General features: G+C 57.3%; 9 protein-coding genes. 5 read left to right on the forward strand and 4 right to left on the reverse strand.

Going from position 1 to position 13,400, the window contains the following annotated elements; genetic code table 11:
* Positions 1 to 1,147 precede the first annotated feature (1,147 nt).
* Positions 1,148 to 4,060, reverse strand: coding sequence for a ribonucleoside-diphosphate reductase subunit alpha (locus tag KDX30_RS03320; protein ID WP_231674960.1), 2,913 nt, complete (start codon positions 4,058 to 4,060; stop codon positions 1,148 to 1,150).
* 815 nt (positions 4,061 to 4,875) lie between these two features.
* Between KDX30_RS03320 and fhuF the strand changes: the two genes are divergently transcribed.
* Positions 4,876 to 5,559: a siderophore-iron reductase FhuF gene (fhuF, locus tag KDX30_RS03325; RefSeq protein WP_231674961.1), complete on the forward strand. Its 684-nt coding sequence runs from the start codon at positions 4,876 to 4,878 to the stop codon at positions 5,557 to 5,559.
* A 186-nt stretch (positions 5,560 to 5,745) separates the two neighbouring features.
* Here the strand turns inward: fhuF and KDX30_RS03330 are convergent, their stop codons facing one another.
* Positions 5,746 to 6,471 (reverse strand): 4'-phosphopantetheinyl transferase family protein, encoded by a 726-nt coding sequence (locus KDX30_RS03330; protein ID WP_231674962.1) that lies wholly within the window; start codon positions 6,469 to 6,471, stop codon positions 5,746 to 5,748.
* Positions 6,472 to 6,661: 190 nt separating this feature from the next.
* Positions 6,662 to 7,456 carry a dienelactone hydrolase family protein gene (locus KDX30_RS03335; protein WP_231674963.1) on the reverse strand — a complete coding sequence of 265 codons (795 nt, stop codon included), beginning with the start codon at positions 7,454 to 7,456 and terminating at the stop codon, positions 6,662 to 6,664.
* A 186-nt stretch (positions 7,457 to 7,642) separates the two neighbouring features.
* On the opposite strand from KDX30_RS03335, the gene KDX30_RS03340 reads away from it, so the two are divergent.
* From KDX30_RS03340 to KDX30_RS03355, 4 genes are all read left to right on the forward strand, one after another.
* Complete coding sequence (locus KDX30_RS03340; protein WP_231674964.1) at positions 7,643 to 8,026, forward strand: hypothetical protein; 384 nt, start codon at positions 7,643 to 7,645, stop codon at positions 8,024 to 8,026.
* Between the two features lie 224 nt (positions 8,027 to 8,250).
* On the forward strand, positions 8,251 to 8,928 hold the full coding sequence (locus KDX30_RS03345; protein WP_095094996.1) for a response regulator transcription factor: 678 nt from the start codon (positions 8,251 to 8,253) through the stop codon (positions 8,926 to 8,928).
* The gene (locus KDX30_RS03350) at positions 8,925 to 10,271 is read left to right on the forward strand and encodes an ATP-binding protein (protein WP_027901317.1); all 1,347 of its coding nucleotides are present in this window, start codon (positions 8,925 to 8,927) and stop codon (positions 10,269 to 10,271) included. Before KDX30_RS03345 ends, KDX30_RS03350 begins: the two co-directional genes overlap by 4 nt.
* Positions 10,272 to 11,336: 1,065 nt before the next feature.
* On the forward strand, positions 11,337 to 12,695 hold the full coding sequence (locus KDX30_RS03355; RefSeq protein ID WP_122707615.1) for a dicarboxylate/amino acid:cation symporter: 1,359 nt from the start codon (positions 11,337 to 11,339) through the stop codon (positions 12,693 to 12,695).
* A gap of 153 nt (positions 12,696 to 12,848) precedes the next feature.
* Here KDX30_RS03355 and KDX30_RS03360 read toward each other — a convergent pair whose 3' ends face one another.
* The gene (locus tag KDX30_RS03360; protein ID WP_122704244.1) at positions 12,849 to 13,307 is read right to left on the reverse strand and encodes an REP-associated tyrosine transposase; all 459 of its coding nucleotides are present in this window, start codon (positions 13,305 to 13,307) and stop codon (positions 12,849 to 12,851) included.
* Between the last annotated feature and the right edge of the window lie 93 nt (positions 13,308 to 13,400).

Raw genomic sequence — 13,400 nt, forward strand, 5'->3', positions numbered from 1 at the left:
ACTGCACTGTTTTTCGGTAGGAGCGAATTCATTCGCGAAGGTATTTTCCCTGCAAAAAATCTGCGTCTGACACACCGCTTTCGCGAATGAATTCGCTCCCACCGGGATGGGTGTTCACAGCGTTAACACCTGACTGCACTGTTTTTGGTAGGGGCGAATTCATTCGCGAAGGCATTTCTCCTGCAAAAAATCTGTGTCTGACACACCGCTTTCGCGAATGAATTCGCTCCTACCGGGATGGGTGTTCACAGCGTTAACACCTGACTGCACTGTTTTTCGGTAGGAGCGAATTCATTCGCGAAGGTATTTTCCCTGCAAAAAATCTGCGTCTGACACACCGCTTTCGCGAATGAATTCGCTCCTACCGGGATGTGTGTTCACAGCGTTAACACCTGACTGCACTGTTTCTGGTAGGAGCGAATTCATTCGCGAAGGCATTTCTCCTGCAAAAAATCTGCGTCTGACGCACCGCTTTCGCGAATGAATTCGCTCCTACCGGGATGGGTTCACAGCGTTAACACCTGCCTGCACTGTTTCTGGTAGGAGCGAATTCATTCGCGAAGGCATTTCTCCTGCAAAAAATCTGCGTCTGATGCACCGCTTTTGCGAATGAATGCGCTCCCACCGGGATGGGTGTTCACAGCATTAACACCTGACTGCACTGTTTTTGGTGGGAGCGAATTCATTCGCGAAGGCATTTTCCCTGCAAAAAATCTGCGTCTGACGCACCGCTTTCGCGAATGAATTCGCTCCTACCGGGATGGGTGTTCACAGCGTTAACACCTGACTGCACTGTTTTTGGTAGGGGCGAATTCATTCGCGAAGGCATTTCCCCTGCAAAAAATCTGCGTCTGACCCACCGCTTTCGCGAATGAATTCGCTCCTACCGGGGTGGGGTTAATTGGGTCTAGTGTCAGGTTGTTTTGTTGCGATGGGGTTTGGCGCAGTAGGCTTTTTTACAGCAAGGGAGAGGGGGTTACGCGGGCGACCTGTGCAGGTAGCGGTTTTGAGGGGTGAAGCCGGGAGGGTTTTAGGCTCCCGGTTTGTATTTCGGTACTTACAGCAGGGTGACCTTATCGCGGGCAAGCCTCGCTCCCACAAGGAATATCATTCCAGAGGGGGAGCGAGACCAGCTTTCAAGATTGCCTTATTGGCAAGCCTCGCAATCCGGCTCGTCGATCGCACAGGCCTTAGGCACTGGTGCTGGACCGGCCGGTGCAGCTTCGGTTGGACGTGGGGCGGTGATCGCCGAGTCGTCCGGGCCGTGGCCGCCGCTCGATACTGCGTTGAGCTTGCCGGTGTTGACGGTGGATTTCTCAGTGCTGGTCGCAGCCAGGGCACGGAGGTAGTAAGTGGTTTTCAGACCACGGTACCAGGCCATGCGGTAGGTCACGTCCAGTTTCTTGCCCGATGCACCAGCGATGTACAGGTTCAGGGACTGAGCCTGGTCGATCCACTTCTGACGACGGCTTGCTGCATCGACAATCCACTTGGTGTCGACTTCGAACGCGGTGGCGTACAGGTCTTTGAGTTCCTGCGGGATGCGCTCGATCTGTTGTACCGAACCGTCGTAGTACTTCAGGTCATTGATCATGACCGAGTCCCACAGGTCGCGGGCTTTGAGGTCGCGGACCAGGTACGGGTTGATCACGGTGAATTCGCCCGAGAGGTTCGATTTCACGTACAGATTCTGGTAAGTCGGTTCGATCGACTGTGATACGCCAGTGATGTTGGCGATGGTCGCGGTCGGTGCGATGGCCATGATGTTGGAGTTACGAATACCTTTCTGTACACGGGCACGTACTGGCGCCCAGTCCAGGGTTTCGTTCAGGTCAACGTCGATGTACTTCTGGCCACGCTGCTCGATCAGGATCTGTTGCGAATCCAGCGGCAGTACGCCTTTGGACCACAGGGAACCCTGGAACGTCTCGTAGGCACCGCGCTCGTCGGCCAGGTCGCAAGAGGCCTGGATCGCGTAGTAGCTGACAGCTTCCATCGATCGGTCGGCGAACTCGACAGCAGCGTCGGAACCGTAAGGGATGTGCTGCAGATACAGCGCGTCCTGGAAGCCCATGATGCCCAGGCCCACTGGACGGTGACGGAAGTTGGAGTTCTTCGCTTGTGGCACCGAGTAGTAGTTGATGTCGATAACGTTATCGAGCATGCGAACGGCGACGTCGATGGTGCGCTTGAGCTTATCGGTGTCCAGTTTGCCGTTGACGATGTGGTTCGGCAGGTTGATCGAGCCCAGGTTGCAGACTGCGATCTCGTCCTTATTGGTGTTCAGGGTGATCTCGGTGCACAGGTTCGAGCTGTGAACCACGCCCACGTGTTGCTGCGGGCTACGCAGGTTGCACGGGTCTTTGAAGGTCAGCCATGGGTGGCCGGTTTCGAACAGCATCGAGAGCATCTTGCGCCACAGGTCTTTGGCCTGGATGGTCTTGAACAGCTTGATCTTGCCTGGGTATTCGCTCAGGGCTTCGTAGTACTCGTAACGCTCTTCGAAGGCTTTACCGGTCAGGTCGTGCAGGTCCGGTACTTCAGATGGCGAGAACAGGGTCCATTTGCCGTCATCGAAGACACGCTTCATGAACAGGTCAGGGATCCAGTTGGCAGTGTTCATGTCGTGGGTACGACGACGGTCATCACCGGTGTTCTTGCGCAGCTCGATGAACTCTTCGATGTCCATGTGCCAGGTTTCCAGGTAAGCACAGACAGCGCCTTTGCGCTTGCCACCCTGGTTAACGGCTACGGCGGTGTCGTTCACAACTTTCAGGAACGGTACAACGCCTTGGGATTTGCCGTTGGTGCCTTTGATGTACGAGCCCAGCGCACGAACCGGAGTCCAGTCGTTGCCCAGACCGCCTGCGAATTTGGACAGCATGGCGTTGTCGTGGATGGCGTGGTAAATGCCCGACAGGTCATCCGGAACGGTGGTCAGGTAGCAGCTGGACAGCTGCGGACGCAGGGTGCCGGCGTTGAACAGTGTAGGCGTCGACGCCATGTAGTCGAAGGACGACAACAGGTTGTAGAACTCGATGGCGCGGTCTTCTTTGGCTTTCTCTTCGATTGCCAGGCCCATGGCCACACGCATGAAGAAGATCTGCGGCAGTTCGAAACGGATACCGTCCTTGTGGATGAAGTAACGGTCGTACAGGGTTTGCAGGCCCAGGTAGGTGAACTGCTGATCGCGCTCGTGGTTGATCGCCTTGCCGAGTTTTTCCAGGTCAAAGGTGGCCAGGATCGGGTTCAGCAATTCGAACTGAATGCCTTTGGCGATGTACGAAGGCAGGGCCTTGGCATACAGGTCGGCCATTTCGTGGTGAGTAGCGCTTTCGGCTACTTCCAGGAAATTCAGGCCTTCAGCGCGCAGGGTGTCCATCAGCAGGCGGGCGGTCACGAACGAGTAGTTCGGCTCGCGCTCAACCAGGGTACGGGCGGTCATCACCAGTGCGGTGTTGACGTCTTTCATCGCCACGCCGTCGTACAGGTTTTTCAGGGTTTCGTTTTGGATCAGGTTGGCGTCGACTTCAGCCAGACCTTCGCACGCTTCGGTGACGATGGTGTTCAGACGACCCATGTCCAACGGCGCAATGCTGCCGTCGGCGCGGGTGATGCGGATCGAAGGGTGGGCGTCGACCGGTGCGTCGGTGCCACGAACGGCACGCTCTTTGGAGCGCTCGTTACGGTAGATGACGTAGTCGCGAGCGACTTTCTGCTCGCCGGCACGCATCAGGGCCAGTTCAACCTGGTCCTGGATTTCTTCGATGTGGATGGTGCCGCCCGAAGGCATGCGACGCTTGAAGGTCGCGGTGACTTGTTCGGTCAGACGGGCCACGGTGTCGTGGATACGCGAAGACGCAGCGGCAGTGCCGCCCTCAACTGCAAGAAACGCTTTGGTGATAGCGACGGTGATTTTGTCATCGGTGTAGGCGACGACAGTGCCGTTACGCTTGATCACGCGCAGCTGGCCGGGAGCGGTCGCGGACAGATCCTGTTGGGACTGGCTTGTCTGCGGCGCCGGGTTCGGCGAGTTCTCGCGAGTTGTGTCTGTTTGCATGGGTGTCTCCACATTCTCTATGTTTGTTTGGGTGCTAATCAGCACCCACCGATCCGGTTTGTAGGCATTCAGTCGACAAAAGCGCCGGCTGTAACGACCTCAAAACGGAATGGGGATGGCGGGTTTCACCGTCCCTGGCTTTGAAGTCAAAAAGGCAGCGAAATCGTTGCTCGCTGCCTCGGGAAATCTGTTGGATGGTGCCTGTTAAATATTGCAACAAACGCTTGAATTTGCTGCGGTCGAAGAGGGTATGCATGCTCGGGTGTCTGGGGCGCAGCTTGGGCTAATGAATTAGCCTTTGGTTCAACCCTCGACACGTAAGAAAAATGCTTGAAATCCCTGTTCGACTTGTGTTGGGTTTTTTACGTAAAACCCTACATGTAGGGTTGTTCGTGAAGCCGGGCTACAAGATAAAGCGTTTTGGACACCAATTGCAACGCACTACCTGTGGATAAAGCTGTGTGTAATTGGTGTATGAAAGCTCCATATCGCGTGTAGGCCGCATAACTACTGGACCGACGCCCTTATGAGGCTTATCAAGGTTTTTTTACGGCAGTCAGCTGATTTTTGAGGGCGCGAACCCTATCACAGAAAATGCCTTTGGCAAGGGTGTTTTGGCATGTGGTGTGCTTGGGGAAATGATGGATAGAGTTGTTCGGGTTGTGGCTTTGAGGGCTGTCCTTCCCTCAATGCAGATGTTGTTCCTGTAGGCGCTGCCGAAGGCTGCGAAGGCGGTGTATCAGGCACATCGGTTTCGCAGCCTTCGGCAGCTCCTACGTAAGTTGAGAACTCCCTTTTCCCAATCAGGAAGCCTGATGAGTCACCCATTATTCAGTGGCGCACTTGAGTGCTTCGGGCAGAGCCTGCTGGCTGAAGACGATCCGCGGGCGGTGAGGCCGTTGCCGGAGCTTTTGCAGGCTGAGGCGCTGGACGCGCTGTTGCTGAATATCTATGGCGCTGAGTTGCTGGCCAGTCATCGACAGGTGTTGGTGTCGCAGTGGTCCAAGTATTACTTCATGCAAGTGATCCCACCAGTTGTGGTGGCGGGGTTGGTGCAGGGCTGGTGCTGGCCGTTGCAGCTGGATCAGATCGCTGTGGCGCTGGACAAGCGCGGTGTTCCGGTTGCGTTGAAATTCCTCGGCGTTGGCGCGAGTCAGCCTGTGAGTTTTTCAGGGCTGATGGATGACAATCTGCATCCTTTCATTGATGCGCTCAGTCGGCTGGGCGATGTATCGGCGGCGGTTCTGTGGGGCAATGCCGGGGATTACCTTGAGCGCTGCCTCGTGCAACTGGGCACGTTGACCGACACCTCGCTGGACGCGGGTTATGCGCTATTGCGCAGTAAGACCTTGAGCGACGGGCAACGTAACCCACTGTTCAATGCCATTCGCTATGTGGGCGAACCGCCACGCCGGCAGCGGCGCAGTTGTTGCTTGAGCCATCAAGTGGCGTGGGTGGGGCGGTGTGAGCATTGCCCGACAGGAGCAGTGACGGGCTGACAATACCGGGTAGCGGGAAATTTATATCTGCCTGCACACACCGATTTGGTGGGAGCGAATTCATTCGCGAAGAGGCCGGTACATCCACAGCATTTTTGTCGTCGGAATATCGCCTTCCCGAATGAAGTGGAGCGCCACCCCGGTCGGTCCCACAGGTCCGTGGTGAATGTGTGACGGGGCAACGGGTCACGCAGGCACTGCCACCAGACTCAACACATGCTCGCCCTGCACGCTGAATTGCCCTTCCAGCTCTTTGCCGTTGTGCCATTCGCCGGACAGGTCGGTCAGCAGGCGCAAGCGGGCTTTACCGTCGGTGGACCAGTGCAGCAGTTGCGCGTCTTCAAAATAGAAGCGTTTCTGCACGATGGGGTAAAGGGCCTTGAACAGCGCTTCTTTTATAGAGAAGGTCAGCGTCACGTGCAGAGCAATCTGCTCCGCAGGCCCGGCAGCCATCTGCTGCATTTCCCACGGCGTGAGGATTTCCCCGGCCAGACGGCTGGCGCGCTCGTGACTGAGCAGGTTTTCTGTGTCCAGACCCAATCCGCGCCAATGCTGTTTGTTCGCGACGATGGCCGCGGCCCAGCCGGTGCTGTGGGTGATTGAACCGCAGATGTCGGCTGGCCAGATGGGCGCGCGATCTTCGCCGATGTCCGGCACCCAGTTGCGACCGTCCAGACGCTGCAGCGCCGCCCTGGCACATAAACGGCCTGCAAGAAATTCGGTTTGCCGTTTGGCGACAGAGCGCTGGATGCTGGCCGGAGGCGTGATGACGCAACGCTGGAAGTCGCCCTCCGCGAGTTGTTTGGGATCGAAGTGACCGCTGACCAACGCCACATTCGCCAAGGCATGGGGCAAGGGCCAATGGTGATGGAGGGCGGGGCAACAGGCGGGGAGGTGAGGATTTTGAGTCATGGGCGGCATTTTGCCGGGGGAATGCGGTGCTGGGAAGCGAACAGATACACGCTGCCGTCCGGCATACACCGGACCTGTAGGAGCTCACCGAGGTTACGAGGCCAGCGAAAGCGGTTTATCTGACACTCCGCTATCGCTGGCCTCGTAACCTCGGTGAGCTCCTACAGGGAGAAAATCGTCCAGGGCGGGTTTACGCGCCAAACACTTTCTTCAAAAACGCCTGCATATCTTTCCACGAGCTTTCGTCAGCGGCTTTGTTGTAGCCGATGTCCGGGCCGCCGTGTTCGCCGTGGCTGAGGCGGTCGGCGTCGGGGTTGGTGAAGCCGTGTTTGGCGTCGGCAAGGCTGACGAATTTATAGTCGGCACCTGCGTCGTCCATTTCCTTTTTGAAGGCAGCGACGTTTTCCGGGGTGACCATGCTGTCTTTAGCGCCGTGCTCCACCAGCATCGGGACTTTCACGCCACCGGCCTTGGCGGGGGTGTTGGTGACCAATGCACCGTGGAAGCTGACCACGCCAGCCAGCGGTTCGCCGCGACGGGCCGCATCCAGAACGATCTTGCCGCCGAAGCAGTAGCCGATAGCGGCGATTTTCTTCGGATCGGTCTGCGGTTGTTTCTTCAGTTGCTCAAGACCTGCATCGAAGCGCTTATTGGCCGCGTCGCTGTCTTTCAACGCCGCCTGCATGAAGCCCATGGCGTCTTTCGGGTGTTCGGTGTTCTTGCCTTCACCGTACATATCGATAGCCATGGCGCTGTAGCCCAGCGCTGCAAGGTCACGGGCGCGACGCTTGGCGTAATCGTTCAGGCCCCACCATTCATGAACCACGATGATGCCGGGACGCTGGCCTTTGATGGCGTCGTCATAAGCGTAATAACCCACCAGCGGGGTGCCGTCGGCGCTTTTATAGTTGATCTGTTCGGCCTTGATGGCCGCCTGAGTGACACCGGCCAGCCCCATCATCAGCAACGCAATCCATAAACGCATGATCGACACCTTCTATATAGCGGTTGGGAATGGGTAGGAAGATTAACGCATTGTGGCGGGTGTTTTTTAATGTGTGCGGTAGATAGTTGTTCAGCGCAGGTTCAGTGGGTGTTCAGGGCCGGTTCAGGGCGCGCAGACTAGTCTGGTGCCGTACCTGAACAGCGCCCGGCGCAAGAGGACTACACCATGACGACACTCAACAAGTTTTTCCTGGCTTTGGCTTTTCTGGGCGGCAGTGCTGCGGCGCAAGCGGCGGACAGCGGCAATGAAGTTTCCCGAGCACCGCTGAACAAAAGTGGCGAACGGGTCGACAGGTTTGGCGAGAGTGGCAGGTCGCTGGGTGAGGGTGTCTGGAGTCAGGGGTTGAGCGAGCAGGTCGATGACCGGCCCCGCGCCGACCGGCTATATTATTCTGCAACGTATGACAGCCTGTCGGGTACATACAATGGCGTGCCGGTCGCGCCGAAAACGCTGTCGGGGCACTATGATCTGCACCAGGCTCATGTGGCCTCGCTTAATACTGAAGAGGGCGGTTCGCAGCATTGGAAGCCGGTGCAGCAGTTGCTTTGAGCGTCACACCTCGTGTCCGAGGCGATGCGCTGTAATGCCACAAATAAAGCTCTGTAGGCGCTCACGAGCAACACGAGGCAGCGATAGCGGTCTGCCTGATAAATCGTAATCGCGGCCTCGCGTTGCTCGTGCGCTCAGAATGTATTTCAATTCAGTGGTTTGTAGTTGTTTGGCATGGCTGCGGAGTTGATTTTAGAACGTGAAACATCACCCGGGAGAGCTGCATGAAGTTGCTGGTGGTTGAGGACGAGGCGCTGTTGCGTCATCACTTGCAAACCCGATTGACCGAGGCTGGCCATATCGTTGAGTCGGTCGCCAACGCCGAAGAGGCGCTCTACCAGGTGGGCCAGTTCAACCATGACCTGGCGGTAATCGACCTCGGGCTGCCGGGCATGAGCGGGCTGGAGCTGATTCGTCAGTTGCGCACCCTCGGCAAGGCGTTTCCGATCCTGATTTTGACGGCCCGTGGCAATTGGCAGGACAAGGTCGAAGGCCTGGCTGCCGGGGCTGATGATTACGTGGTCAAGCCGTTTCAGTTCGAAGAGCTGGAAGCACGCCTCAATGCCTTGCTGCGCCGGGCTAGCGGGTTTACCCACTCGACGATTATTGCCGGGCCATTATCGCTGGACCTGAACCGCAAACAGGCCACGCTGGAAGAGCAACCGCTGCCGCTGACCGCCTACGAATACCGGATTCTCGAATACCTCATGCGTCACCATCAGCAGGTGGTGGCCAAAGAGCGCCTGATGGAGCAACTCTACCCCGATGACGAAGAGCGCGATCCGAATGTGATCGAGGTTCTGGTCGGTCGTCTGCGGCGCAAGATCGAAGGTGCGGTGGCCTTCAAACCCATTGAAACCGTGCGCGGGCTGGGATACCTGTTCAACGAGCGCTGCACATGATTCGTTCGCTGCACCTGCGCCTGATGATTGGCGCAGCGACCCTGGCAGTGATTTTCATGCTACTCATGTTGCCCGCCTTGCAAGGCGCGTTCAGCCTCGCCTTGCGCGGCTCCATCGAGCAGCGGCTGGCATCCGATGTGACCACCTTGATTTCCGCCGCCAGAGTCGAGAATGGCCGTCTGTTGATGCCATCCGTGCTGCCCGGTGAGCAGTTCAATCTTCCCGGCTCGCGCTTGCTGGGCTACATCTATAACCGTCAGGGTGATCTGGTCTGGCGTTCGCTGGCTACTGAAGACGAATACATCGACTACCAGCCGCGCTACGACGGCAAGGGCAGTGAGTTCACCACGATCAAAGAGTCCAACGGCGAAGAATTCTTCGTCTATGACGTGGAAATCAGATTGCTCGGCGGCCGTAATGCGGCCTTCAGTATCGTAGCGCTGCAACCGGTGCGCGGTTATCAGGAAACCGTCACTCAGCTGCGGCAAAAGCTTTATCTCGGGTTTGGCGCGGCGTTGCTGGTATTGCTCGCGCTGCTGTGGCTGGGTCTGACCTGGGGGCTGCGTGCCTTGCGCGGTTTGAGTCAGGAGCTGGATCAGGTGGAGTCGGGCCAGCGCGAGAGCCTGAGTGAAAATCATCCGAGCGAACTGTTGCGTCTAACCGGGTCGTTGAACCGGTTGCTGAGCAGTGAGCGCGAGCAGCGGATTCGTTACCGCGACTCCCTCGACGACTTGGCTCACAGCCTCAAAACCCCGCTGGCGGTGTTGCAGGGCGTCAGTGAAAACATCGCCAAGCGACCTGAAGATGTCGAGCAGGCGCGCATTCTGCAATCCCAGATTGAGCGCATGAGTCAGCAGATCGGCTATCAACTGCAGCGGGCCAGCCTGCGCAAGAGTGGGCTGGTGCGTCATCACGTCAGGCTCCGGCCGGTTGTGGAAAGCCTGTGCAATACGCTGGAGAAGGTCTACCGCGATAAACAGGTGAAGGTGACGCTGGACCTGCCCGACGAATGCGTGGTGCCGATGGAAGAGGGCGCCTTGCTGGAAATGCTCGGCAACCTGCTGGAGAACGCGTATCGGCTGTGTCTGGGGCAGGTTCGCGTCAGCTTGCGGACGTCCGAAGCCGGGGAAGAGTTATGCGTTGAAGACGACGGCCCCGGCGTGCCGGAACACCAGCGCGAACGTATTTTGCAGCGTGGCGAACGTCTGGACCGCCAGAACCCGGGTCAGGGCATCGGGCTGGCGGTGGTTAAAGACATCATCGAAAGCTACAACGCGCGGTTGACCCTGGGTGATTCCCCGCTGGGCGGGGCTGTGTTCAGGATTCATTTTTTCGCGGGGTAGATCCTGGCTGTTCCGCGATATCCCTGATACATCGCAAGACCTTTGTGGGGGCAGAGCTTGCTCGCGATAAACGATAACGCGGTCTGAGCTTCTAGCTGCGTCTCATGCATCGTCGGAATGCCGCCCAGACCAAGCCCGGCTCCCACGGGTATGCGCTGAGCTTTGTGGGAACAGAGCTTGCTCGCGATAAACGATAACGCAGTCTGAGCTTCTAGCTGCGTCTCATGCATCGCGGGCAAGCCCGGCTCCCACGGGTATGCGCTGAGCTTTGTGGGAGCAGAGCTTGCTCTCGATAAACGATGACGCGGTCTGAGCTTCTAGCTGCGTCTCATGCATCGTCGGAATGCCGCCCAGACCAAGCCCGGCTCCCACGGGTATGCGCTGAGCTTTGTGGGAGCAGAGCTTGCTCGCGATAAACGATGACGCGGTCTGAGCTTCTAGCTGCGTCTCATGCATCGCGGGCAAGCCCGGCTCCCACGGTATGCGGTGAGCTTTGTGGGAGCAGAGCTTGCTCGCGATAAACGATAACGCGGTCTGAGCTTCTAGCTGCGTCTCATGCATCGCGGGCAAGCCCGGCTCCCACGGGTATGCGCTGAGCTTTGTGGGGGCAGAGCTTGCTCGCGATAAACGACAACGCGGTCTGAGCTTCTAGCTGCGTCTCATGCATCGTCGGAATGCCGCCCAGACCAAGCCCGGCTCCCACAGAGAAAGGGTTTTAATCCGGATATTTAATTCACCTCCAAAATCCTGGCCATCGTCTATAACCATGGGGTGGCGATATGGTGGCGGATCGGCGGATACCCGCCACTCTTCCTGAATTTCTCCCGCTAATCGGCGGAAATCCGCCACTCTGAGCGGATACTCAAACCCCAACTAGACTTCAACACACCGGTTTACATGCTGTTCAGCGTGTTTCGTGAAAGTGGCACGAGCCTTGCGATACAGGGGAGAGGTCTGCCCCGTGCAGCTCGACAAAACAAATCCCTCCAGTTGCAGGAGGGTTAGCTCGTTAGGCGTCGCGCGCATCACATGAATGGTGCCGACAACGCCCTTGAGGATGATTTCATGACGACTCGTCAGCCGATTTACAAATCCCTGTATTTCCAGGTCATCGTAGCAATCGTGATCGGTATTCTTATCGGCCACTTCTATCCTGACACCGGCAAGGCCCTCAAGCCGCTGGGCGACGGTTTCATCAAATTAATCAAAATGGTCATTGCCCCGATCATCTTCTGTACTGTGGTTAGCGGTATCGCTGGCATGCAGAACATGAAGTCGGTGGGCAAGACTGGCGGCTACGCGCTGCTGTACTTCGAAATCGTATCGACCATCGCCCTGCTGATCGGTCTGGTTGTGGTCAACGTTGTTCAGCCGGGTGCCGGCATGAACATCGACGTGAGCACGCTGGATGCTTCCAAGATCGCTGCTTATGTGACAGCGGGCGCTGACCAGAGCATCGTTGGCTTCCTGCTTAACGTGATCCCGAACACCATCGTCGGTGCCTTCGCTAACGGCGATATCCTGCAAGTCCTGATGTTCTCGGTGATCTTCGGCTTCGCGCTGCATCGCCTGGGTGCTTACGGCAAGCCGGTTCTGGACTTCATCGATCGCTTCGCTCACGTGATGTTCAACATCATCAACATGATCATGAAGCTCGCGCCTCTGGGTGCCTTCGGTGCCATGGCGTTCACCATCGGTGCTTACGGTGTGAGCTCGCTGGTGCAACTGGGCCAGTTGATGATCTGCTTCTACATCACGTGCGCATTGTTCGTACTGATCGTGCTGGGTGGCATCTGCCGCGCTCACGGCTTCAGCGTGCTGAAGCTGATCCGCTACATCCGTGAAGAGCTGTTGATCGTACTGGGTACTTCCTCCTCGGAATCGGCACTGCCTCGCATGCTGATCAAGATGGAACGTCTGGGCGCACAGAAGTCGGTAGTAGGTCTGGTTATCCCCACTGGCTACTCGTTCAACCTGGACGGTACGTCGATCTACCTGACCATGGCTGCAGTGTTCATCGCTCAGGCGACCAACACTCACATGGACATCACCCATCAGATCACCCTGCTGCTTGTTCTGCTGCTGTCGTCCAAAGGTGCTGCTGGCGTGACCGGTAGCGGCTTTATCGTACTGGCTGCAACCCTGTCGGCTGTCGGCCATCTGCCGGTTGCCGGCCTGGCGCTGATCCTCGGTATCGACCGCTTCATGTCCGAAGCCCGCGCCCTGACCAACCTGGTAGGTAACGCTGTTGCCACCGTCGTGGTTGCCAAGTGGGTCGGCGAGCTGGACACCGACAAGCTGCAAACCGAGCTGGCTTCCGGTGGTCGTGCTATCGACAACACCGCTCCAGTAGATGATCTGGGTGTTGCTGAACTGGCTGAAGAGCCACTGACCCGCCCGATCCCGACGCGCAAGCCTGTCTAACCACAGCCCGCGTTACTGAAAAACCCATCTTCGGATGGGTTTTTTTATGGGCTGGCGGCTAGCCGCCACTATCTTTAGCAAGCTGATTCGACGACGTGGAATATGTGGGAGCGTGGCTTGCCCGCGATAAGGACGACTCGGTCTTAGGGGCAACTAAATCCAGACAGCGTCCCAAAGAGGATAATTACCAATACGCTTGACCAGGCCTGCGCGCACCGGGTTCATCACGACATAGCGCGCCAACGCCTTGAGATCCTCATCACGTCGAACGGCACGGTCATGAAAACCTTGCTGCCAGATACTACCCGTGCGCCCTTGTGCAGCATTTACTGCTGCGCACGTCAGGGACTTTGTACGCCCGACTGCCTGACTCAATGAACCACTCTTCAGTTCGAGTAACCAGTGGAAATGGTCAGGCATCACTACCCATGCCAGCGATTGGACAAGACCGTCGCGCTCGGCTTCCATGAACTGACGGGCCACAAGACGTCCTATCCTCAGATCGCCAAATATCGGCTGACGATCTCGAGTATTGGACGTGATTAGATAAAATCGACCGCTTTCACTGTATCGGCCGACGCGGAGCTGGCGAGACTGATGGGTTGATAGCATTCCACTGCCTTTCTACCTTGCGAGACCCAAAAGCTAGACCAGGCTCTCGAGTAGGGGAGTGGGATTGCTTGCCAGAATGTGTCTGCCGCTTAT

The organism is Pseudomonas quasicaspiana, from assembly GCF_021147825.1.
GTDB lineage: Bacteria > Pseudomonadota > Gammaproteobacteria > Pseudomonadales > Pseudomonadaceae > Aquipseudomonas > Aquipseudomonas quasicaspiana.